Source organism: Thiobacillus thiophilus (assembly GCF_055378705.1).
Window position 1 is genome coordinate 3,140,698 of the sequence record NZ_AP042404.1, and the last position, 21,838, is coordinate 3,162,535.

The 21,838-nt window shown below is 61.3% G+C and carries 19 protein-coding genes and 1 tRNA gene; 12 read left to right on the forward strand and 8 right to left on the reverse strand.

The window, feature by feature from the left end:
- Positions 1–75 precede the first annotated feature (75 nt).
- The 4 genes from ACZ41T_RS15795 to ACZ41T_RS15810 all read left to right on the forward strand — a co-directional run bounded on the left by ACZ41T_RS15795 (position 76) and on the right by ACZ41T_RS15810 (position 4,911).
- Positions 76–1,341: an MFS transporter gene (locus ACZ41T_RS15795; RefSeq protein ID WP_464922302.1), complete on the forward strand. Its 1,266-nt coding sequence runs from the start codon at positions 76–78 to the stop codon at positions 1,339–1,341.
- An 814-nt stretch (positions 1,342–2,155) separates the two neighbouring features.
- Positions 2,156–2,812 carry a beta-class carbonic anhydrase gene (locus ACZ41T_RS15800; protein ID WP_464922303.1) on the forward strand — a complete coding sequence of 219 codons (657 nt, stop codon included), beginning with the start codon at positions 2,156–2,158 and terminating at the stop codon, positions 2,810–2,812.
- 98 nt (positions 2,813–2,910) lie between these two features.
- The gene (locus tag ACZ41T_RS15805) at positions 2,911–3,162 is read left to right on the forward strand and encodes an FmdB family zinc ribbon protein (protein WP_464922304.1); all 252 of its coding nucleotides are present in this window, start codon (positions 2,911–2,913) and stop codon (positions 3,160–3,162) included.
- Between the two features lie 120 nt (positions 3,163–3,282).
- The gene (locus ACZ41T_RS15810; protein WP_464922305.1) at positions 3,283–4,911 is read left to right on the forward strand and encodes a sigma 54-interacting transcriptional regulator; all 1,629 of its coding nucleotides are present in this window, start codon (positions 3,283–3,285) and stop codon (positions 4,909–4,911) included.
- A 375-nt stretch (positions 4,912–5,286) separates the two neighbouring features.
- On the opposite strand, the gene ACZ41T_RS15815 is transcribed toward ACZ41T_RS15810, so the two are convergent.
- The 5 genes from ACZ41T_RS15815 to ACZ41T_RS15835 form a co-directional block, all read right to left on the reverse strand.
- Positions 5,287–5,838, reverse strand: a complete 552-nt coding sequence (locus tag ACZ41T_RS15815; protein WP_464922306.1) for a hypothetical protein — start codon at positions 5,836–5,838, stop codon at positions 5,287–5,289.
- A gap of 206 nt (positions 5,839–6,044) precedes the next feature.
- Positions 6,045–6,120 (reverse strand) — tRNA-Asn (locus tag ACZ41T_RS15820).
- 55 nt (positions 6,121–6,175) lie between these two features.
- Positions 6,176–7,411 carry a Y-family DNA polymerase gene (locus tag ACZ41T_RS15825; protein ID WP_464922307.1) on the reverse strand — a complete coding sequence of 412 codons (1,236 nt, stop codon included), beginning with the start codon at positions 7,409–7,411 and terminating at the stop codon, positions 6,176–6,178.
- Between the two features lie 33 nt (positions 7,412–7,444).
- Entirely contained in the window at positions 7,445–8,725 is a 1,281-nt protein-coding gene (locus tag ACZ41T_RS15830) for a YhjD/YihY/BrkB family envelope integrity protein (protein WP_464922308.1), read from the reverse strand.
- Between the two features lie 32 nt (positions 8,726–8,757).
- Positions 8,758–9,951, reverse strand: coding sequence for a pyridoxal phosphate-dependent aminotransferase (locus ACZ41T_RS15835; protein ID WP_464922309.1), 1,194 nt, complete (start codon positions 9,949–9,951; stop codon positions 8,758–8,760).
- A gap of 131 nt (positions 9,952–10,082) precedes the next feature.
- Between ACZ41T_RS15835 and uvrB the strand changes: the two genes are divergently transcribed.
- Together uvrB and ACZ41T_RS15845 are read left to right on the forward strand one after the other, a co-directional pair.
- Positions 10,083–12,113 (forward strand): excinuclease ABC subunit UvrB, encoded by a 2,031-nt coding sequence (uvrB, locus tag ACZ41T_RS15840; protein WP_464922310.1) that lies wholly within the window; start codon positions 10,083–10,085, stop codon positions 12,111–12,113.
- 56 nt (positions 12,114–12,169) lie between these two features.
- Positions 12,170–12,649 carry a low molecular weight protein-tyrosine-phosphatase gene (locus tag ACZ41T_RS15845; RefSeq protein WP_464922311.1) on the forward strand — a complete coding sequence of 160 codons (480 nt, stop codon included), beginning with the start codon at positions 12,170–12,172 and terminating at the stop codon, positions 12,647–12,649.
- A gap of 28 nt (positions 12,650–12,677) precedes the next feature.
- Here the strand turns inward: ACZ41T_RS15845 and ACZ41T_RS15850 are convergent, their stop codons facing one another.
- A complete protein-coding gene (locus ACZ41T_RS15850) occupies positions 12,678–15,239 on the reverse strand; it encodes an Rne/Rng family ribonuclease (RefSeq protein WP_464922312.1) in 2,562 nt (853 codons plus the stop codon).
- Between the two features lie 431 nt (positions 15,240–15,670).
- Here ACZ41T_RS15850 and ACZ41T_RS15855 point away from each other — a divergent pair, with 431 nt between their 5' ends.
- The 5 genes from ACZ41T_RS15855 (at position 15,671) to ACZ41T_RS15875 (ending at position 19,695) form a co-directional block, all read left to right on the forward strand.
- Entirely contained in the window at positions 15,671–16,639 is a 969-nt protein-coding gene (locus tag ACZ41T_RS15855; RefSeq protein ID WP_464922313.1) for an RluA family pseudouridine synthase, read from the forward strand.
- Complete coding sequence (locus ACZ41T_RS15860) at positions 16,623–17,279, forward strand: HAD-IA family hydrolase (RefSeq protein ID WP_464922314.1); 657 nt, start codon at positions 16,623–16,625, stop codon at positions 17,277–17,279. The genes ACZ41T_RS15855 and ACZ41T_RS15860 overlap by 17 nt, the downstream gene beginning before the upstream one ends.
- Before the next feature lie 293 nt (positions 17,280–17,572).
- The gene (locus ACZ41T_RS15865) at positions 17,573–18,526 is read left to right on the forward strand and encodes a S49 family peptidase (RefSeq protein ID WP_464922315.1); all 954 of its coding nucleotides are present in this window, start codon (positions 17,573–17,575) and stop codon (positions 18,524–18,526) included.
- On the forward strand, positions 18,523–18,744 hold the full coding sequence (locus ACZ41T_RS15870; protein ID WP_464922316.1) for a transcriptional antiterminator, Rof: 222 nt from the start codon (positions 18,523–18,525) through the stop codon (positions 18,742–18,744). The genes ACZ41T_RS15865 and ACZ41T_RS15870 overlap by 4 nt, the downstream gene beginning before the upstream one ends.
- 102 nt (positions 18,745–18,846) lie before the next feature.
- Positions 18,847–19,695 carry a PA4780 family RIO1-like protein kinase gene (locus tag ACZ41T_RS15875; RefSeq protein ID WP_464922317.1) on the forward strand — a complete coding sequence of 283 codons (849 nt, stop codon included), beginning with the start codon at positions 18,847–18,849 and terminating at the stop codon, positions 19,693–19,695.
- Between the two features lie 18 nt (positions 19,696–19,713).
- Here ACZ41T_RS15875 and ACZ41T_RS15880 read toward each other — a convergent pair whose 3' ends face one another.
- A complete protein-coding gene (locus ACZ41T_RS15880; RefSeq protein WP_464922318.1) occupies positions 19,714–20,019 on the reverse strand; it encodes a type II toxin-antitoxin system RelE/ParE family toxin in 306 nt (101 codons plus the stop codon).
- Positions 20,016–20,201, reverse strand: coding sequence for a hypothetical protein (locus ACZ41T_RS15885; protein WP_464922319.1), 186 nt, complete (start codon positions 20,199–20,201; stop codon positions 20,016–20,018). Before ACZ41T_RS15885 ends, ACZ41T_RS15880 begins: the two co-directional genes overlap by 4 nt.
- Positions 20,202–20,357: 156 nt before the next feature.
- On the opposite strand from ACZ41T_RS15885, the gene dbpA reads away from it, so the two are divergent.
- Positions 20,358–21,836 carry an ATP-dependent RNA helicase DbpA gene (gene dbpA / locus ACZ41T_RS15890; protein ID WP_464922320.1) on the forward strand — a complete coding sequence of 493 codons (1,479 nt, stop codon included), beginning with the start codon at positions 20,358–20,360 and terminating at the stop codon, positions 21,834–21,836.
- Positions 21,837–21,838 lie beyond the last annotated feature (2 nt).

Below are 21,838 nucleotides of genomic sequence, written 5' to 3' on the forward strand. Positions count from 1 at the left end.
GTTATTTCCTGCGCAGCGGGCAGAGTTTCGCCTGTCAGATCGGCGCACAGCAAGATATTCTTCCCATAAAAGCCAATGAACGACAAGATCAACCCATCGACCAGCACAGAAGCTTTGTCCATGAAACCGAGCACACCGTCGCAAGAGACCAAGCGCACTGCCACTCCTGCCCACATGCCCTTGGCCATCTGGACGCTCGGCTTTGTCAGCTTGTTGATGGATATCTCGTCCGAGATGATTCACAGCCTGTTGCCGGTCTTCCTGGTCACGGCCCTTGGAACAAGCGTGTTCGTTGTAGGCCTGATAGAGGGTGTGTCGGAGGCCACCGCGCTGATCGTGAAGGTGTTCTCGGGTGCGCTTTCCGACTACTGGGGACGGCGCAAGCCCATTGCCGTTTTGGGCTACGGGCTGGGCGCGCTTTCCAAGCCCTTGTTTGCCCTCGCGTCGAGCGCCGGCCTCGTCCTCGTCGCGCGTCTGATCGATCGGATTGGCAAGGGTATCCGGGGGGCGCCGCGGGATGCCCTGGTGGCAGACATCGCCCCGCTCGAACTGCGCGGAGCAGCCTTTGGCCTGCGCCAGTCACTCGACACCGTGGGTGCTTTCCTTGGCCCGCTGTTCGCCTTGGGCTTGATGCTGCTCTGGGCGAACGACTTCCGTGCCGTTTTCTGGGTGGCCATCATCCCCGGCTTTCTCTCTGTCGCCATGTTGCTGTTTGGCGTACAGGAGCCCGAGAAGAAACAGGGCGCCCATCCCGTCAACCCCATTCGCCGGGAAAACCTGCGCCGGCTGTCGCGCGCTTACTGGTGGGTCGTTGTGATCGGCGCCCTGTTCACTCTGGCACGGTTTTCCGAGGCTTTTCTCGTCTTGCGCGCCCTGCAAGGCGGCTTGCCCATCGCGCTGGTGCCTCTGGTACTGATCGCCATGAACGTCGTCTACGCACTCTCGGCCTATCCGTTCGGCAAGCTCTCAGACAGCGTGAACCACACCGGCTTGTTGACGCTTGGGCTTGCGACCCTGATCGGCGCGGATGTGGTACTGGCGTACAGCAACCATTGGATATGGGTGTGGCTGGGCATCACTTTGTGGGGCTTGCACATGGGGATTGCACAAGGTCTCCTGGCGAGGATGGTGGCCGATACTGCGCCGGCAGCGTTGCGAGGCACTGCCTACGGTTTCTTCAATCTGGTAAGTGGCATTGCTATGCTCATAGCCAGCGTACTCGCCGGCCTGCTGTGGGATCGCTTCGGCGCATCGCAGACGTTCATCGCCGGGGCAGTATTCAGCGGCCTCGCATTGATGACGATCTTGTTCCGTGGCCGCATTTCGGCACTGTGGAGGTAATCCGCCTGGCTATTCGCTCATGCTTTCTTTACAGCCGGATTTACACATCCTCCTCCCGTAAATGACTGCTGTTGGCCCATAGTTCCAGTTCCCTGAGGCTGCAAGCCGTCACCGGCTGTTCAGGGTCGCTATGTAGAGATTTACATAGTGACCCGTTGCGGGTCTTCACCGCTGGTTGCTCGAAGGGCCCCTCGGCAGTGCGGATCGTCACCGCAATCTCTTAGGTAAGGTTTGTCATTTCACGTCTTCAGCAACGCTGCTGTTCCACCTGATCAGCCAGTTCTACAAGAAAATATCTCTGATCGCTACAAGTTTTCCTTCGGCTAATGGATGGGCATATTTGGCGATGCCAAGATAACGCCCACCTTGTTTGGCCGCGTCACTCACAACCACGACGACTTGCGACCATTGAATGCTGGTCGACTAGGTAACCTCCATCTGACTTTCACGATCGGCAAACAATACGATTTGACTGAATTAGACAAATAATTTCAATGGCTTAACAAGTTCTCCCCGCCATAAGAAATGTCCTTTCCCTCTATGAAGTGATCCTTCATCTAAATATTACCAATATATTTCAATGGGTTATGTTCATTTGGCTTTCTTTCAGCAGAAAATTAATGTTTATGGATGTTACGTGCAAACAGATAAGTTGATGTTATTGAACATTTTTTTAAAATGGCATGATGTATGCTTAACAATTGCGTGCGGGAAAAATTCCCGTCACCAATCCCCTCGTGCTGCCGCCGAGGAAATTAGGCAGTTCATGCTCAAGGGGTTTTAAGTATGCAGCTTTTTACCGAGGAGATTCAATATGACCACTCTCAAAGAGCAACTAACCGCGCACGTTGCCGCATACGATATATGGGAAAAACGACGCCATCATGGATCGGCTGGGGCTAACGATCGGAAATTGTGGGTACTTGCCTGCATGGACGAACGCCTGCCGGTAGACGAAGCGCTCGGCATTCACGTAGATACACCGGCCGGACATGGCGATGCGCACTGTTTTCGCAATGCTGGAGGAATCGTCACCGACGATGCGATCCGTTCGGCGATGCTGACTTGCAATTTTTTTGGCACCGAGGAAATCGTCATCGTGCAGCATACGCAATGCGGCATGCTGTCGGCGAATGCGGTCGATCTGGAAAAAATGTTACGCGACAAGGGGGTCGATATAGACAATCTCATGATGGATCCGACGTTGCCGGAATTGAGGCTGGAGAAAGGCGCATTTGCCAAGTGGATCGGGATGATGGACGACGTGGACGAAACCTGCCTAAAGACAATTGAGGCATTCAAAAACCATCCCCTCATCCCCAAGGATGTGGTCATCAGCGGCTGGATCTGGGAGGTTGAGACGCGTCGATTGAGGGCGCCGACCCTAGATCAGAGTAAGCGGGTCCGGTGCACCGATGTCACCTCAGCCCCATTCGGCGTTAAAGGGAAGCAACCGCCGCGTTGGAGCTAGCCTCCTGGAGGAAACCCGGAAATGTGGGTACCTGCATAACGGGTATCCACGTCTTGTCGTTTTCAAGAAACGCTCTCACCTACAGAATGAGGTTCAAAATGCCAGTCTATGATTATCTGTGTGCCCGATGCAAACTGCAATTCGACGCAAACCATGCAATCAGCGCGTCCCGTCCGGATTGCCCGGTATGCGGTGGCGCGGCCGCGAAAGTGATTCTCTCGGCCCCGGCGATGCACGGGCATATGGCGCGCGGGCGTGATCTGGCAATGCGCTCACTTCAGCCGAAACCTGGCCAGGAAAAACACGTACACGGACCTGGATGTGGATGTGGGGGTCACCAAGATTCTTAATTTCTATCAATATATTGGCGTAGCCTAGGCGGACAAATACCGTGTGACTTTGGAATAGCAAAGTCCAGCGCGCAACAGCGCGCGACTTCCGATAGCGATATCGGATTTGAGGAGATCACTATGCCCGATAAGCTTTTTTCCCATCTCAATCCCATCCTGTTTTTGCAGACTTTTGTTGCCCAGAGCATCGAGGTCAGCGCGATGATGGGAAGAGACAAGGGTGATGACCGCCTAAATCACATCGAGCAACTCGGCCTCACCGCGAGCGATTGCTTTGAGACTGCGTACCGCCAGGAGTTGGCACAAGACGGCCCCCTGGATCATGACAAGTACGCGGACATGATTGTGGAGATCAAGAATAAGATCGGTGGAAATTTTTCCCGAGCATCAAGCGAACCGGGCATGGTGCGCGTAGTCAATAGGCGCTGCCCTTTTGGGGAAGCCGTTATGCAGGCCCCGGAGCTCTGCAAAATGACGTCCAGCGTCTTCGGTGGAATTGCGGCACGTAACTTCGGCTACGCGAAAGTGATCCTGGACAAGCGTATTGCGGTGGGAGATGGAATGTGCGAGGCGCGCATTTATACCGATCCCAAGAAAGCGGCCACCTTTGAGGGCGACGAATATCACCGGGAACAGGGCGTCATCCGTGGCCAGAAGGCCTCAGTCAAAGCGCAAATTACTAGAGAGCGGCGTAGCGGGAAAGTATGGTGCGGTGTCAGCCCGCGCAAGCCCGAGGATACCGACAAACCTCCCGTCGTGGCGAAGTCCCCAGCCATGCTCAGCGCTCTGGAGATAATAAAGGTAGTAGCACCAACCACTGCGACCGTGCTGATTACCGGTGAGACCGGCGTGGGCAAGGAGGTCATCGCTCGTCGTATCCATGCCATGAGTGAGCGCTGGAACAGAAATTTTGTCGCGGTGAACTGCGGCGCAATACCCGAAAATTTAGTCGAGACCACACTATTCGGACATGAGCGTGGTGCGTTTACCGGCGCCTACGAAGTCCACCACGGTTTGTTTGAACAGGCAGAGGGCGGAAGTCTGTTTCTTGACGAGATCGATTCGTTACCTCTTGCCGCCCAAGTGCGTCTTTTGAGGGTGCTCCAGGGCGGTGAGTTCGAGCGGGTGGGTGGGAAGCAGCGCCTGTCAGCAGATGTTCGGGTAATTGCCGCAGCCAGTACGCGCCTCGACAAATTCATTGCCGAGGGGTCTTTTCGGAAGGACCTCTACTACCGGATAAACGTGGTGCCCATACTTCTCCCACCGCTGCGCGAACGACGCGAGGATCTTTTGCCACTCGTTAATCACATCCTTGGGCAACTCTCCACGAAGTACAAAAAAGTTATCAAAGCATTAAGCGAGGCCGCAATGGCGAGGGTGACGCAGTATGACTGGCCCGGCAACGTACGTGAACTGGAGAACGTACTGGAGCGTTCGTTCCTGTTCTCAAGCGGCCCTGTTATGTCCGAGTTACTGCTTCCCCAGGCCGGTGGTGGTGCGTCAGCGAGCGTCTATCAGTCCGTTGACTTGTCCCTCAAGGAGGCGAAACAGCAGGCGGGCGAACAGATTGAGGCGCTCATCCTCAAGGAGGCGCTTACCCGCTTCTGTGGAAATGTCAGCGAGGTCGCCAGGTCGTTGGGGCTTACGCCGCGGGCGATCCACCAGAAGATCAATTTGCACAGCATAGACCCCAACGAGTATCGCTCCCATGCAAGACCCAAGGTTGCGCATATGGATAAAGGGAAGTAGCGCGTTCCAGGGCTTGTCGCAAATTTTGAAGCGCTTGTGTGGCAGGCTACCGTAGTAGCGTTTTATGCCTTTATTTCAGTGCGGGTGTTGAAGCAGTCGCGAAGCACGCGCTGCTCATTCGACAACCAAACCAGGAAGTCGAAGGACTGTGTTACTCCTGCGGACAGGAGGCTATTATGGGGCCGCAAAGGCGACGATAACCACAGTGCCGCCGCTAGGGTATGGGGGAAGCTGTGTAATACACCTTTCCCGATCATGGCATCAATTGCTTCACGTTGTATCGCCGGCATGCCTGCCCCGAGCCTATACAGATAAAACCCCTACCGGGAAAAGGTGGGCTGTGTGGGTTGGAACCCGGTCAGGCTTCGGCATGGTTCACTGGATCGCTATGCGCATCCGGTCCAGTTTCTCGACCACGGCCTGATAGAGATCCCCGTCGGCATCGGTGTTGCGGTCTGGGTGGTTGGCGCTACGAATCTTTTTCAACGCAGCCATATCGTCGGGCAGGTCATGCACCTTGGTCACCCGGTCGCCGTTCTTGGCCATTTCGCGCTGAAGCTCGGCTTCTGCGCCTTCGCGTGTGTCGTGCAGCTTCCTGCTGCCAAGTCGCCAACCATCCTGGGTCTTGCGCGGGAATTGATTTTTCTTGCCATCAAACCAGATCCATGTGCCGGTTTCAGGATTCAGTTCAAAACGAATAGTGGTGATGCCGTAGGTGTAAACGGGCGGCGCGAGGTCCTTGGCGAACATCTTGAAGGTGCCGACAGTATCCACGGCAGCAAGGTAATACGCGCCTGCTTCATGGGGGCAAAACGCGGCGCTGGGCACCGGCTTAGGCGTTGGCTCAGGCTTGCTGTCGTTACGTAGCGGATCCATTTCAGCCGTGCGACTGGCGCGTAATGCTGCACGGCGTTGTGCGTTGGTCACTGGTGCTGCTCCTTCAAATTTCTGGAAACCCTCTGGGATAGCCCCTCGCTGAAGGGGCAGGCCCCAAGTGAACCGATGAGGCTGTCCGAGAGTGTTTTCTTGTGGGACATATCTGCTTGACCAAACTGTTCACGAAAGCCGGCTACGATTGGCTACGCTGGGGCAGCATTAAAAAAGCCCCGCATCGCTGCGAGGCTCTTCGAATTTGGCTCCCCGACCTGGGCTCGAACCAGGGACCTGCGGATTAACAGTCCGTCGCTCTACCGACTGAGCTATCGGGGAATAGGAGAGCGCGCATTCTAGAGTCGGCGGGCTTTCAGGTCAAGCCTTATAGCGGCTAACCGTCACTTTCCACCTGCAATTCTGGGACGTGGCTGAAGGCGATGTGCATCGGCGCGGCGCGGCGGCCGCTGTGGGCGCCGCCGAAGTACAGGGTGTTGGGACCGTAGCGCTGGTTGATCTGGTCGAGCACGCTGTTGAGGGTTTCATGCTGGTCGTCGGGATCGAACAGGTCGCGCGTGATCTGGCTGTGCTCGGCGAGGTGGAGCAGGGTGACGCCGACCTTGAGGAGGGGGGCGGGATCGGGCAGGCGGCGCTGCCACAGTTCGGCCAGCACCGGGTTGAATTTGAGGGTGTCGGCGTGCGGCGAGAAGCGGGCCTGGTCGGACCAGTGGACGGGTCCGTTGCCGCGTTGCAGATAGGTGAGGTGCAGGCCAAGGCCACCGGCGCAATAGCCGTAATGGCGCAGCCGCATCGCGGCCTTGTGTAGCAGGCGGTAAAGCACCGCCAGGGCGGAGGCGGGGTCGCGCAGGTCGGGCGCGAGCACGTGCGAATGGCCGACGCTGGCACGCTGGGTGGGGGCGGATTCCACGACTTCGCCGCGCAGTCTGGCGTAAAAGCGTTCGCCTTCGATGCCGCCCCAAGCCTGGCGCAGGGTGTTTTTGCTGGCGGCGCACAGTTGTTCGACGCTGTGAATACCAAGCCGGTTGAGGCGCGGTTCCATGGCGCGGCCGATGCCGGTGAGGGCGCCGAGCTTGAGGCCGTACAGGCGCTGCGGCAATTCATTCTGGCGGATCACGACCAGTCCGTCCGGCTTCTGCATGTTCGACGCGGTCTTGGCGAGAAAGCGGTTGGGCGCGATGCCGACCGAACTGTGCAGGACTTCGCCCACCTGGTCGTAGATCGCCTGCTTGATCTGTTGGCCGAGTTTGACGGCGTTGGCTTCCTTGCGGTCGCTTCCCATCAGCTCGCAGGTCATTTCGTCGATCGACAGCACAGCGCCGACGGGGGTGCACGATTCGACCGCGGTGACGATGCGATGGTGGATTTCGACGTAGGTGGCGGGACGCGCCTGGACGAACACGATGTCCTTGCACAGCTTGCGCGCCTGCCACACCGGGGTGCCGGTTTTGATGCCGAAGCGCTTGGCGTCGATGCTGGCGGCGATGCAGCAGGTGGTGTCGGCCATCACCGGCAACACGCCGACCGGCTTGCCGCGCAGTTCGGGGCGCAACTGCTGCTCGACCGATGCGAAGTAGGAATTGAGATCGACGTAAAGCGAATGCAGTGACATGGCGTGCTCCGGGTGCTTTTCAGACCCTGTAACTCAGCCGGGGTTCGCCAGATTCATCCGTTCCAGCCGCTGGCACAGGGTGTCGATGATGCGGCGCGACAGCGGAGCGGAATGGCGCATCAGCTCTTCCATGATGTGCGGCGGCAGCGCCAGCACGGTGATTTCAGTGTCGGCCACCACCGTGGCGGTACGTTTCTCGTTCAGCAGATAGGCCATTTCACCGAACAGCTGGCCTTCGTGGAGTTCGCCCAGCTGACGCGGGCCGTCTGGGGTGTTCTTGTAGGCTCTGGCGCGGCCGGTGTGGAGAAAATAAGCGGTTCGCGAGTCGTCGCCTTCCTCGATCAGGGTGTGGCCTGGGGGGAGGATTTGTCCATAGGTTTCCAGCAGGCGCTGGATGTCGCCGAAAACATAGGCTTCTATCTTGTCGGCGCCTTTGTCGCTGCCGGCGAGAAACAGCTTTTCCAGCGCAGTGATGTCGGCCTTGCCGTAGGCGTACAGCGCCTGCGCCCACAGATACAGCAGCAGAAACGCGAAATAGGCGCCGATCAGCACGAACACCACGCCGCCGAGTGCGCCGTACAGGCTGTTGTAGTTTTCCAGCTTGAAGAAAGCGCCGAACAGCGTGAGCAGAAGCCCCAGGCTTACGGCGGCGCCCAGTGCGAATGCTGCGGCGACGCGCGCGGGCGGATGCCGCCGCGGCAACTGCCAGTAGGCGGCGAATACCAGCGCCCACACCATGGCAAAGACGAATAGCGTATTGAGCACCTGCAGCACCTGTGCGTTGCCTGTGCCGATGAAGTTGTTCTGCGCCAGGAAACTCAGCGTCACCTGCGCCAGCGCGGCGACGCACATCAGCAGGAACAGCAGCGGCAGGATGATCAGCGGCAGCACCCACTTCATCACCGGATTGCGCTTGCTCGGGCTTGGAAAGATGATGCGGAACGCCCCCTGTACCGCGTTGACCAGCCAGCGCGACGACAGCACCAGGGTCAGCAGGCCGACGCCGCTTGCGGCCAGTTGGGTCTGGCGCGCGATGAAGCCAAGCGCGGCGAGGCTTTCCAGCTGCATCTGATCGTAGAGCGCGGCCATCAGGATGGTGGCAGGCACCGAGTTTTCGGCGACGCGGCTCAGCAGTTGCAGGGCGTAGCTCAGCAGCAGCAGCAACGGGGTGGCCGACAGCAGAAAATAAAACGCCGTCGCCGCGGCATGGTTTTGCAGGCCGTTCTGGCCGAACAGGCGCAGGGTGGTGTAGGCAAGCTGAAGCAGCCAGCCGGCTGTGCCGCGCGTGGGGGGCAAGGCGAGTTTTCGAAACATGGCGCTAGCCTACCCGCGCCACGGGCAGGGCGCTAGGCCAGCGCCTGCGCGATGCGCTTCAGCGCTTTTTCCAGGTTGGCCTGCGAGGTGGCGAACGACAGGCGGACGTAGCCTTCGGCGCCGAAGGCCGAGCCGGGGACGACGGCGACGTCGGCGGATTCCAGCAGGTATTCTGAAAACGCGATGTCGGTCGGCTCCTCGATGATGTCGCGCGCCAGCAGGTGCATGATCGCCGGGCGCACGTCGGGGAAGGCATAGAAGGCACCGCCGCTGTCGACGCAGTGAAAGCCGGGGAGGGCGTTCAGCGCGTCGACGACATAGCGGTGGCGCGTCTTGAAGGCGTCGAGCATCGGCGTGATGCAGCCCTGATCGCCGTTCAATGCGGCTTCGGCAGCCACCTGCGAGATCGAGGTAGGGTTCGAGGTGGACTGCGACTGCACGTTGGTCATCGCGCGCAGGATGGCTTCGGGGCCGGCCGCGTAGCCGATGCGCCAGCCGGTCATCGAATAGGCTTTCGAGACGCCGTTCAGCACCAGGGTGCGGTCGTACAGGTCGGGGCAGACGTTGAGGATGTTGACGAAGGACGCGTTATTCAGCCGGATGTGCTCGTACATGTCATCGGACGCGATCAGCACATGCGGGTGTTTGCGCAGCACCGCACCCAGTGTGGCGAGTTCGTCACCGGTATAGACCGCGCCGGTGGGATTGGACGGGCTGTTGATGACGAACAGGCGGGTTTTTGGCGTGATCGCCGCTTCCAGCTGCGCCGGGGTGATCTTGAAGCCCTGCTCGATGCCCGCCTCGACGATCACCGGCTTGCCGTCGGCGAGGAGCACGATGTCGGGATACGACACCCAGTAGGGCGCCGGGATGATGACCTCGTCGCCGGGGTTGATCACTGCCAGCGCCAGGTTGAAGAAACTCTGCTTGCCGCCGCACGAAACCAGGATCTGCCTGGGCGTGTAGTCCAGCCCGTTGTCGCGCTTGAACTTGGCGATGACCGCCGCCTTCAGGCTGGGGGTGCCGTCGACCGCCGTGTATTTGGTGAAGCCCGCGTTGATCGCCGCGATCGCCGCATCCTTGATGTGCTGCGGGGTGTCGAAATCAGGCTCGCCGGCGCCGAGACCGACGATGTCGCGGCCGCTTGCCTTGAGCGCGGCGGCGCGCGCGGTGACGGCCAGGGTGGGGGAGGGCTTGATGGCCAGTACGCGGCGGGAGAGTTCCACAGTAGTTCCTTCATGCACCCGCGGTGGCGGAGTGCTACTATCGACAAGTTTCAGGCCGCGCGATTTTAACCCGAATGTTTCATGAATTCGCGTGATGCTCGTGCAGCAACTTATGAAATATTCAGGTTCCGATGTTCGTCACCTTCCCCGATAGCCCGTTCCGTCTGTTCCAGCCATTTCAGCCTGCTGGCGACCAGCCGCAGGCCATCGCCCAGCTGATCGAGGGCATCGATGACGGCCTGGCCTACCAGACCCTGCTGGGAGTGACCGGTTCGGGCAAGACCTACACCATGGCCAACGTCATTGCGCGGACGGGGCGGCCGGCGCTGGTGATGGCGCCGAACAAGACGCTGGCGGCGCAGCTGTATTCCGAAATGCGCGAGTTCTTCCCGGAAAACGCGGTCGAGTATTTCGTCTCCTACTACGACTACTACCAGCCCGAGGCCTATGTGCCGGCGCGCGATTTGTTCATCGAAAAAGATTCCAGCATCAACGAGCACATCGAGCAGATGCGGCTGTCGGCGACCAAGTCGCTGCTGGAGCGGCGCGACACCGTGATCGTTTGCACCGTGTCGGCGATCTACGGCATCGGCGACCCGTCGGACTACCACAGCATGATTCTGCTGCTGCGCGAGAACGACAAGATGAGCCAGCGCGAGGTCATCGCGCGGCTGACGCAGATGCAGTACGACCGCAACGACATCGAGTTCAAACGCGGGGTGTTCCGCGTGCGCGGCGACGTCATCGACATCTTCCCGGCGGAACACGCCGAAACCGCGATCCGCATCGAACTGTTCGACGACGTGGTGGAGACCCTACACCTGTTCGACCCGCTCACCGGGCAGATCCTGTCGCGGGTGGGGCGCTTCACCGTGTTCCCGTCCAGCCATTACGTCACCCCGCGCGCGACGATTCTAAGGGCCATCGAGCAGATCAAGGTCGAGCTGCGCGAGCGGCTGGAGTGGTATTACGCCAACGGCAAGCTGGTCGAGGCGCAGCGGCTGGAACAGCGCACCCGTTTCGATCTCGAAATGATGGCCGAGCTGGGATTCTGCAAGGGCATCGAGAACTACTCGCGGCATCTTTCGGGGCGCAAGCCGGGCGAGCCGCCGCCGACGCTGATCGACTACCTGGCGAAGGATGCGCTGATGATCATCGACGAATCGCACGTCACCGTGACGCAGGTCGGCGGCATGTACAAGGGCGACCGCTCGCGCAAGGAAAACCTGGTCGATTACGGCTTCCGCCTGCCGTCGGCGCTCGACAACCGCCCACTCAAGTTCGAGGAATTCGAGGCGCTGATGCCGCAGACCGTGTTCGTTTCCGCCACCCCGGCCAAGTACGAGGCCGAGCATTCGGGCCAGGTGGTCGAGCAGCTGGTGCGCCCGACCGGTCTGGTCGATCCGCTGATCGAGGTGCGCCCGGCGTCGGCGCAGGTCGACGATCTGATGTCCGAAGCGAGAAAGCGCATCGCCATCGGCGAGCGCGTGCTGGTGACGACGCTGACCAAGCGCATGTCCGAGGATCTCACCGATTACCTGGCCGAGCACGGCATCAAGGTGCGCTACCTGCACTCCGACATCGACACCGTCGAGCGCGTCGAGATCATCCGCGACCTGCGCCTGGGCGAATTCGACGTGCTGGTCGGCATCAACCTGCTGCGCGAAGGCCTCGACATTCCCGAGGTGTCGCTGGTGGCGATTCTCGACGCCGACAAGGAAGGCTTCCTGCGTTCCGAGCGCGCGCTGATCCAGACCATCGGCCGCGCCGCGCGCCATCTGCACGGCACCGCGATCCTGTATGCCGACAGGATCACCGACTCGATGCGGCGCGCGATGGACGAGACCGAACGCCGCCGCAACAAGCAGCTTGCCTTCAATGCCGAGCACGGCATCACTCCGCGCGGCGTGCAGAAGCGCATCCGGGACATGATCGACGGTGTGTACAATACCGACGCCGCACGCCTGGAACTCAAGGCCGCACAGACTGTGGCCGAATACAAGATACTGGATGAAAAAGCGCTGACCAAAAGGATCAAGAAGCTGGAAAAGGAAATGCTGGATGCAGCGAAGAACCTGGAATTCGAAAAAGCCGCGGAACTTCGCGATCATTTGAAGGAACTCAAACGGGTGTTATTTGGTGTGGAAGAGCATGATTCATGACTAAAGTTCTGATGGTGTGTATGGGTAATATCTGCCGATCGCCGATGGCGGAGGGCATGCTTCGCAAGGCCATCATGGATGCGGGCCTTGACCGGCAGGTGGAAGTGGACTCCGCCGGGACGCATGCCTACCACATCGGCGCGGCGCCGGATCCGCGTGCGCAGCAGGCCATACGCCAGCGTGGTGTCGATATCAGCCAGTTGCGCGGGCGTAAGGTGGCGGACGAGGATTTCGAGCGCTTCGACTACATCCTGGTGATGGATGACGACAATTACAGCCAGCTGATCAGGCGCGCGCCGGCGCACCACCATGGCAAAATCCGGAGGCTGCTGTCGTTCAGCCGCAAATACCACAACCTCGACGTGGTTGATCCGTATTACGGCAACCCGCAGGGCTTCGAGGAAAACCTCGACATGATCGAGGACGCGGTGCAGGGTCTTATCCGGGAAATCACCGGCGACACCCGGGTGAAAATGCGTTCAGACAGCGGAACGCATCCTGCTGTGTGTAGCAAAAAAACAAGGGCCACTTTTTAGCGGCCCTTGTTTTTTTGCGGTTGCAGGCTTATTTCGCCTGCGTTTCCACCTGCACAAGGGGTTCCTGGGGTGGTGGAACCTGTGGGCGTGAGCGCCGGCGGGTGGGGTGGGGGGCGGCCGGGGCGGTCGTCTCGCCTGCCGTTGCAACGGGCACGCTGGTTGTTTCCACCTGCATCAGGCTGACGGGCTCGGTCTCGGTTTTGATTACGGGGCGACGGCGGCGGCGCGGGCGTCCGGCTTCGCTGGTTTCAGGCGTGCTGACCGCCGCGGCTTGGGTTTCCACTTGATTCAGATTGGCCGTGCCGGTTGCCAGCTCCGCCAGAATGACGGCGGGCGAGGCGGTGACCGGAGCCGCCGTTTCAAGCTGCAAGGCCTGCTGTGCGGGTGCGACCGCAGCGGGGGCTGTCTTGGGCGCACCCGCAATTTCGATGATCGCATGGAAGCCGGCGGGTGCCGCGGCGACGTCGTTCCCGGTCTGCGCCACACGTTCACCTGTGCCTGCTTCGTTTTCCGGGCGGGCTTCGCGCGGACGGCGATTGCCGCGTCCACGGCGGCTGCGCGACTCGCGTTTTTCCTCGCTGACGGCTTCAAGCGGTGCCTCGACCGGCCCCGCACCCTGTGGTGCGGCTTCGGCTTCCGGACGCGGTTTGGGTTGGCGCGGCGGGCGTGCCGGCTTGGCTGATTCGCCGCCACGGGTTTCGGCGCGCCCCTCGCTCGGGCGCGGTGTGGCCTGGCGCGGTTCACGGGGTTCACGCGATTCATTCGGGCTTGCTTCGCCACGGCCAGTGTCGCGTCCGCGACGCTGGCCGGGCTTGCGGTCACGGCGCTCGCTCGGCCGTGCGCCGCGCGTGAGAGCGGGAGCCGGTTCGGCTGCCGGTGCGGCTTTGGCCGCCGGCGCTTCTTCACCCCGTTGTTTGAACCAGCCAAAAATACGCTCGAACAGGCCGGTCTCCGGCTGCGGTTGGGCCGCACCGGCCGGCCGTGCGGCGGGCGCCGGTTGCGGCGGTGGCGCAATCGATTTGACCGCAGCGACCTGGCGTGCCGGGGCGGCCTCTTGCGCGGTCTGGTAGATGGGCTCGGCTTCCGGCAGGGCCACCAGCTTGTAGCTCGGCTCAGCCGCATCGCGCAGGTTGAGCTCGTCGTGGCGCAGCCGGGTGATGGCGTAGTGCGGGGTTTCCAGATGGATGTTGGGGATCAGCACCACATTCACCTTGAGGCGTGTTTCGAGGGTGTGAATGTCGACGCGCTTCTCGTTGAGCAGGAAGGTGGCGACATCGACCGGCAGCTGCACATGCAGCGCGCCGGTGTTTTCCTTCATTGCCTCTTCCTGCAGGATGCGCAGGATGTGCAGCGCGGACGATTCGGCGCCGCGGATGTGGCCGGTGCCGTGGCAGCGCGGGCAGGGCGTGTAGCTGGTTTCGCCGAGCGAGGGCTGCAGCCGCTGACGCGACATTTCCAGCAGGCCGAAGCGCGAGATCTTGCCGGTCTGTACGCGGGCGCGGTCGTGATGCAGGGCATCGCGCAGGCGGTTTTCGACTTCGCGCTGATGCTTGGGCTCTTCCATGTCGATGAAATCGATCACGATCAGGCCGCCGAGGTCGCGCAAGCGCATCTGGCGGGCGATTTCATCGGCCGCTTCGAGGTTGGTGTTGTAGGCGGTCTGCTCGACGTCGCTGCCCTTGGTGGCGCGCGCCGAGTTGACGTCGATCGACACCAGCGCTTCTGTGTGATCGATGACGATGGCGCCGCCGGCAGGCAGGTTGACCTGGCGCGAATACGCCGATTCGATCTGATGTTCGATCTGGAAGCGCGAGAACAGCGGCACATCGTCGCGGTAGAGCTTGACCTTGTCGACGTTGTCCGGCATCACGTGCGCCATGAACTGCTGCGCCTGCTCGTAGATGTCTTCGGTATCGATCAGGATCTCGCCGATGTCCGCCGAGAAATAGTCGCGGATGGCGCGGATGACCAGGCTGCCTTCCTGGTAGATCAGGAAGGCGCCTTTTTGCGAGCTGGACGCGCCGTCGATGGCTTTCCACAGGCTCAGCAGGTAGTTCAAATCCCACTGGAATTCCTGGGCGCTGCGGCCGATGCCGGCAGTGCGGGCGATCAGGCTCATGCCTTCAGGGATGTCGAGTTGCGCCAAGGTGTCGCGCAGTTCGTTGCGTTCCTCGCCCTCGATGCGGCGCGAGACGCCGCCGCCGCGCGGGTTGGTCGGCATCAGCACGACATAGCGGCCGGCCAGCGAGACGTAGGTGGTGAGGGCGGCGCCCTTGTTGCCGCGTTCGTCTTTTTCCACCTGGACCAGCAGTTCCTGGCCTTCTTTCAGGTTTTCCGGGACGCGTCCGCCGTTGGGCAGACAGGTGCGGGAAATTTCCTTGAACGGCAGAAAACCGTGGCGCTCGCAGCCGTAATCGACGAATACGGCTTCCAGGCTGGGCTCGACGCGGGTGACGACACCCTTGTAGATGTTGCCCTTGCGCTGTTCCTTGCTGGCGGACTCGATGTCAAGGTCGACCAGCTTCTGGCCGTCGACGATGGCAACCCGGAGTTCTTCCGCCTGGGTTGCGTTGAAAAGCATGCGCTTCATTATTTACTCCCGCGCGCGTGCATACGGGACAGGCCAGACTGCCGCCTAGAGCGGGCGGCTCATGCGATCACGTGGTAGGTCAGGTGAAATGGCATGGGATAAAAGGTGTCCTGTTCCTGGAGAGTTTCGCCGACAAAGCCGGGGTGGTCTTTCCGGTTCCCGCCGGAGGCTGCGCCTCGGCGTGAACAACTATTTCGTATGCTTGTTGTCGCGTCATTGATAACATCGCTGCTTTGCCGATTGCGCGGGGCGGGTGGTTTCGACTGATCGCGCCAGCTTGAATGTTGGCTGGGCGGCAGGAATCCAGACGGGCCGGACAGGCGGCGGCCGGTGAGCGTTGTAACCGGCGTATTCTTTAAAATCAAATCTGTCCGGCAATCCTGCCGGGCGATTGGTCGGGCAAAACTCAGCCTGAACCGACGGTAGTGTATATGAAAAAGAATGACTTAGAGAAAGATTCGGTCCGGCGGCTGAAAATCGACGACAGCGCCGACGGCCAGCGTCTGGACAATTTTTTGATGGCGCGGCTTAAGGGTGTGCCGAAAAGCCGTATCTACAAGCTGGTGCGCGGCGGCGAGGTGCGGATCAACGGCGGCCGCGTCGAGGTCAGCTATCGTCTGCAGCTGGGCGACGAGGTGCGGATTCCACCGGTGCGCATCGCGGTGCCGGTCATCACCCCCGCCACCCATCTGCCGCAGGGCGGCATCCGGCTGGTGCCGCACATCCTGTACCGCGACGACGCCCTGATCGCGCTGAACAAGCCGGCCGCCATGGCGGTTCACGGCGGCAGCGGAATTTCGCGCGGGGTGATCGAGCAGATGCGGCTGGAACTGCCGGAATGCCGCTACATGGAACTGGTGCACCGGCTCGACCGCGAAACCTCGGGGGTGCTGCTGATCGCGCTGAAACGCCGCGCCCTGGTCGGACTGCACGCCGCGATGCGCGAGGGAAAAATCGAAAAGCGCTACCTGACGCTGGTGGCCGGGCGCTGGCCGAACCCGGTGCAGCATGTGAAGCTGACCTTGCACAAGCGGGTCACCGACGACGGCGAAAAGCGCGTCACGGTGCGCGACGAGGGGCAGACTGCGCACACCATCTTCCGACGTCTGCAAAGTTTTTCCGGGTTCACCCTGCTGGAGGCGGAACTGAAGACCGGACGTACCCATCAGATTCGCGTGCATACCTCGCATCTCGGGTTTCCGATCGCGGGGGACGACAAATACGGCGATTTCGAACTCAACAAGCGGCTGATGAAGCAGGGACTGAAGCGGATGTTCCTGCACGCCGCCCAGTTGAGCTTCGAGCATCCCGTTTCCGGCGAGCGCATGCTGATCGAAGCGCCGCTGCCTGCCGAACTGGCCACTTTCCTGGATAACTTGAAGCATGCCCAAACAATTTGACCTATTGATTTTCGACTGGGACGGCACCCTGATGGATTCCGCCGGGGCGATCGTCGATTCGATCCAGCGCGCCTGCGAGGACATCGGCCTGCCGGTGCCGGGCGATCACGCGTCGCGCCAGATCATCGGCTTGGGGCTGACCCAGGCGCTGCAGACCCTGCTGCCGAATTTGCCGGCCGACGATTATCCGCGGCTGGTCGAACGTTACCGCCATCATTACTTTGGCCGTGACGCGCAGATTCCGTTGTTCGATGGGGTGGCCAGCGGGATCGGCCAGCTGCATGCAAGCGGCTTTACGCTCGCGGTGGCCACCGGAAAAAGCCGCGCCGGCCTGTCCCGCGCGCTTGAATCCAGCGGGCTGGGCGCCTGGTTCGCCGCCACCCGCTGCGCCGACCAGACGCATTCCAAGCCGCACCCGGCGATGGTGCTGGAGCTGATCGACGAACTCGACGCCGACCCGACGCGCACCCTGATGATCGGCGATACCAGCCACGATCTCCTGATGGCGTCGAATGCCGGCGTCGCCAGCCTGGGTGTAACCTATGGCGCGCACGAAGCCGGCGACCTGCATCCGCATGCACCGCTCGCCCTGATGGACAGTTTTGCCGAGGTGCACGCATGGCTGAATGCGAACGCCTGATCTATGCCTCGCGCGACATTTTCGGGTAGGGTCGCGACGTGCGTTTCGAACTGGTCCGCACCGGCACGCCGCAACCGCGGCCATGTGCCGGTGGAAGTAGGGCCTGTTAGCAAGGCGAGTTCTTCGACGACTCGCGGCTATACTTGATCTGTTCTCCCGTGGAGGGCTTTATCATCCCGCAAGCGGGCAGTGCGTCGGCGGACGTTGCGCCGGACGCGGCCTGATTCCTTTGTCGGCCGTCGAGCGCGATGGCCATGTATATCGATTGAAAACAGCCTGATGGAAAAACAATAATGAGTGAACCAGAAAAATCTTCTCCGGCAAACTGGGAACGCGACGTTCTGGAAAAGCTGGCACTGTCGGCGGTGCAGGAACAGCGTCGCAGTCGGCACTGGAGCATCCTGTTCAAGACGCTCGGCTTTCTGTACCTGTTCATCGTGTTGTTTCTGGCGGCCGGCTGGTTCCGCTCGGATGGCGTTTCCCTGCCCAAGGCGCATACCGCGCTGGTCGATCTGCAGGGCGTCATCGCGGCCGACCAGACCAGCGCCGACTCGGTGATCGGCAGCCTGCAGGGCGCGTTCGAGGACAAGAAAACCAAGGGTGTGATCCTGCGCATCAATAGCCCCGGCGGCAGCCCGGTGCAGGCCGGGCAGATCTACGACGAGATCAAGCGCCTGCGCGCCAAGTATCCGAAAACGCCGCTCTACGCCGTGGTGGACGACATCTGCGCCTCGGGCGGCTATTACGTCGCCGCCGGCGCCGACAGGATCTTCGTCGACAAGGCCAGCATCGTCGGCTCCATCGGCGTGCTGATGAATGGCTTCGGCTTCACTGAAGCCATGCAGAAGCTCGGCGTCGAACGCCGCCTGCTGACGGCGGGGGAAAACAAGGGCTTCCTCGACCCCTTCTCGCCGGTCGACCCCAAACAGCAGGCGTTCGCCAGACAGATGCTCGAAGAAATCCACGCCCAGTTCATCGGGGTGGTGCGGGAAGGGCGCGGCAAGCGCCTGAAGGAAACCCCCGAGATGTTCAGCGGGCTGGTGTGGAGCGGCGAGAAAAGCATCCAGCTGGGCCTTGCCGACGGCCTCGGCAACGTCGAATCGGTTGCGCGAGATGTCATCAAGGCCGAGGACATTGTCGATTACACCCGCCAGGACAGTCTGGTCGAGCGCATTGCCGGCCGCCTCGGCGCGACCATGGCGAAGACGTGGTCGCCCTTTGACAAAGCCGGGGTGAGCCTGCGGTGAACGATTACCGGGCGATCGCCTGTGCGGATCACGAACGCCTGGAATTCGCTGCACTCAAGCAGCAATGGCTGGATTTGAACGTCACGACGGGCGATCGGATCGGGCGCCAGCGCTTGATGCCTCTGGACGTATACACCCGCGACGGCGCCGAATGGCTGCTGGCCGAAACCGAATCCGGCGAGCGGCTGACCCTGCGGCTCGACTGGCTGCAATTCTGAACGTTCGGGTGGCGGTGCCGAACGCAGAGGCTTCAGCATTGTCTTAGCGTGTTGGCCGCGGGAACAGGCCACTAATAGAATGCATCCTAAATAAAGAACACCATGAAAATCCCGAAAAGACTCGAACCGCTGGTCGAAGACGGCCTGATCGACGACGTGACGCGCCAGCTCATGAGCGGCAAGGAGGCGATGGTCTTCGTCGTCCGCTGCGGCGACGAGGTGCGCTGCGCCAAGGTCTACAAGGAAGCCAACAAGCGCGCGTTCCGCCAGAGCGTCGATTACACGGAAAACCGCAAGGTGAAGAACAGCCGCCAGGCGCGCGCGATGGCCAAAGGCACGCGTTATGGGCGGGAAGCCCAGGAAGCGGCCTGGCAAAACGCCGAAGTGGATGCCCTGTATCGCCTCGCCGCCGCCGGCGTGCGGGTGCCGACGCCCTACAATTTCCATTCCGGCGTGTTGCTGATGGAACTGGTCTGCGACGAGGACGGCAACGCGGCACCGCGTCTGAATGACGTGGAATTCACGCCGGAACTGGCGCGGGTGCATTTCCAGATGCTGCTCAAGCAAGTCGTGCTGATGCTGTGCGCCGGGGTGATTCACGGTGACCTGTCCGAATTCAATATCCTGATCAGCGCCGACGGCCCGGTGATCATCGACCTGCCGCAGGCGGTGGATGCCGCCGGCAACAACCACGCCCCCGACATGCTGGAACGCGATGTCGCCAATCTGACCGCCTATTTCGGACGCTTTGCGCCGGAACTGCTGGGGACCGACTACGGCAAGGAAATCTGGGCGCTGTACGAACACGGCGCGCTGCATCCGGACGTGCCGCTGACCGGCCATTTTGCACGCAGCACGAAACCGGTGGACCTGGACGGTGTTCTGCGGGAAATCGGCGATGCCCGTGACGAAGAGGCGGCGCGGCAGCTGCGGATGCTGGAAGCGGGGTAGCGGCGCGGTTTAGCCCCGCTACACTTCCCAAGGCCGGTTTACGGGATTGTTCAAGTCGCGGCTGCCGTGTACCACCGTTAGGATCAGCACATGGTCGGCAGCGACTTGATAAATGAGCCGATAGCCCTGAAAAACGATTTCCCGAATATCGTCGCGATTGACTTCAGGCACATGCCTACCAAGATTCGGGAAACCGGGAAGCGTCTCCACTCGCATCAGGATGCGCTGGATGAATTGCCGGGCATAAATCGGCGAGTCCTGGCCGATATAAGCGTTCAGCTGTTTGAGGTCATTACGCGCGGTATTTGACCAGACAAGCCTCATTTCTGATTGCCGAGCAGGTCATGCACCACCTCTTCATGCGAGAAAACACGTCCCTCGGCGACGTCCTTTAGTCCCGATTCTATTTTTTGCCGCACATAAAATTCATACATGATGTCGTCGAACGTCGCCGTGTCGGGCAAATGCTCGATCAGCTGGCGCGCCATTTCTTTGGCGGTTTGCATGGCATGACCCTCTTCAATGTAAGAACGCTTTAATTTTACACGCGCAATCGATGGTGGCTGTCTTGAGCCTTGGTTGCCAGGTGTCAAAATCCAAACCGCGAATGGCAGAGTCGGCGCATGCGTGAAGCACGCCCCGTGCGTCCCGTATAATCCGGCATGACCGATCACCCGAACACCCCACCTGATTCGCCGCCCGCCGACCTCCCAACGGCCGGCTCGCCCTTCGACCAGCTGCCGCTGGCGCCCGCCGTGCTGGCCAATCTGCGCCAGCTCGGCTACCTCCACATGACGCCGATCCAGGCGACCAGCCTGCCGATCGCGCTGGCCGGCCACGACCTGATCGCGCAGGCCAAGACCGGCAGCGGCAAGACGGCGGCCTTTGCGCTGGCCCTGCTGAACAGGCTCAATCCGCGCCGCTTCGCCGTGCAGGCGCTGGTGCTGTGCCCGACGCGCGAACTGGCGGACCAGGTGACGCAGGAAATCCGCCGACTGGCGCGCAGCGAGGACAACATCAAGATTCTCTCCCTGGTCGGCGGCTCCACCATGCGTCCGCAACTGGCCAGCCTGGAGCACGGCGCCCACGTCGTCGTCGGCACGCCGGGCCGCATCATGGATCACCTGCAGCGCGGCAGCCTCAACCTGGATGCGCTCAATACGCTGGTGCTCGACGAAGCCGACCGCATGCTGGACATGGGCTTCTACGACGACATCGGCTTCATCGCACGGGAGTGTCCGGGCACGCGCCAGACGCTGCTGTTTTCCGCCACCTACCCAGCGGGCATTGCGGAGTTGAGCCGGCGCCTCTTGCGGCAGCCGCACGAGGTGAAGCTGCTGGAGCGGCACGAGCACGACAAGATCCGCCAGCGCTTCTATGAGGTGAGCCACGACGACCGCCTGCAGGCGGTGGCATTGCTGCTCCGCCACTATCGCCCGGTCAGCACGCTGGCCTTCTGTAACACCCGCCAACAATGCCGCGATTTGGTGCAGGTCCTGCGCGAGCAGGGCTTCCACGCGCTGGCGCTGCACGGCGAACTGGAGCAGCGCGAGCGCGACCAGGTGCTGATCCAGTTCGCCAACCGCAGCTGTTCGGTGCTGGTGGCGACCGACGTCGCCGCGCGCGGGCTCGACATCGCCCAGCTCGAAGCGGTGATCAACGTCGATGTCACGCCCGATCCCGAGGTCTACATCCACCGCATCGGCCGCACCGGCCGCGCCGACCAGGAAGGCTGGGCGCTGAGCCTGGCCAGCTCCAGCCAGATGCGGCGCGTCGCCAACATCGTCAAGGAACTCGGCACCGAGCCTGAATGGCACGCTCTTAACGAGCTGGAAGCCGCCAGCGACGAGCCACTCTTGCCGCCGATGGCGACCCTGCAGATTCTCGGTGGCCGCAAGGAAAAGATCCGTCCCGGCGACGTACTGGGCGCGCTCACCGGCGAGGCGGGTTTTGCCAGCGCGCAGGTGGGCAAGATCACCGTCACCGAATCCACCACCTATGTCGCGGTGGAACGGGGCATCGCGCACGAAGTCCAGCGCAGGCTTTCCGCGGGCAAGTTGAAGGGGAAAAGCGTCAAGGTGCGCATACTGGACGTCGCCGACGATTCCGCGCCGCGCGAGACCGCCCGACGCAATCGGTAATC

Excerpts from the sequence above, each read along its gene's own strand:
- ACZ41T_RS15795 (WP_464922302.1), top strand. The coding sequence starts at position 76 with ATGAACGACAAGATCAACCCATCGACCAGCACAGAAGCTTTGTCCATG.
- ACZ41T_RS15800 (WP_464922303.1), top strand. The coding sequence starts at position 2,156 with ATGACCACTCTCAAAGAGCAACTAACCGCGCACGTTGCCGCATACGAT.
- ACZ41T_RS15805 (WP_464922304.1), top strand. The coding sequence starts at position 2,911 with ATGCCAGTCTATGATTATCTGTGTGCCCGATGCAAACTGCAATTCGAC.
- ACZ41T_RS15810 (WP_464922305.1), top strand. The coding sequence starts at position 3,283 with ATGCCCGATAAGCTTTTTTCCCATCTCAATCCCATCCTGTTTTTGCAG.
- ACZ41T_RS15825 (WP_464922307.1), bottom strand. The coding sequence starts at position 7,411 with ATGTCACTGCATTCGCTTTACGTCGATCTCAATTCCTACTTCGCATCG.
- ACZ41T_RS15830 (WP_464922308.1), bottom strand. The coding sequence starts at position 8,725 with ATGTTTCGAAAACTCGCCTTGCCCCCCACGCGCGGCACAGCCGGCTGG.
- uvrB (WP_464922310.1), top strand. The coding sequence starts at position 10,083 with ATGTTCGTCACCTTCCCCGATAGCCCGTTCCGTCTGTTCCAGCCATTT.
- ACZ41T_RS15845 (WP_464922311.1), top strand. The coding sequence starts at position 12,170 with ATGCTTCGCAAGGCCATCATGGATGCGGGCCTTGACCGGCAGGTGGAA.
- ACZ41T_RS15850 (WP_464922312.1), bottom strand. The coding sequence starts at position 15,239 with ATGAAGCGCATGCTTTTCAACGCAACCCAGGCGGAAGAACTCCGGGTT.
- ACZ41T_RS15855 (WP_464922313.1), top strand. The coding sequence starts at position 15,671 with ATGAAAAAGAATGACTTAGAGAAAGATTCGGTCCGGCGGCTGAAAATC.
- ACZ41T_RS15860 (WP_464922314.1), top strand. The coding sequence starts at position 16,623 with ATGCCCAAACAATTTGACCTATTGATTTTCGACTGGGACGGCACCCTG.
- ACZ41T_RS15865 (WP_464922315.1), top strand. The coding sequence starts at position 17,573 with ATGAGTGAACCAGAAAAATCTTCTCCGGCAAACTGGGAACGCGACGTT.
- ACZ41T_RS15875 (WP_464922317.1), top strand. The coding sequence starts at position 18,847 with ATGAAAATCCCGAAAAGACTCGAACCGCTGGTCGAAGACGGCCTGATC.
- ACZ41T_RS15880 (WP_464922318.1), bottom strand. The coding sequence starts at position 20,019 with ATGAGGCTTGTCTGGTCAAATACCGCGCGTAATGACCTCAAACAGCTG.
- ACZ41T_RS15885 (WP_464922319.1), bottom strand. The coding sequence starts at position 20,201 with ATGCAAACCGCCAAAGAAATGGCGCGCCAGCTGATCGAGCATTTGCCC.
- dbpA (WP_464922320.1), top strand. The coding sequence starts at position 20,358 with ATGACCGATCACCCGAACACCCCACCTGATTCGCCGCCCGCCGACCTC.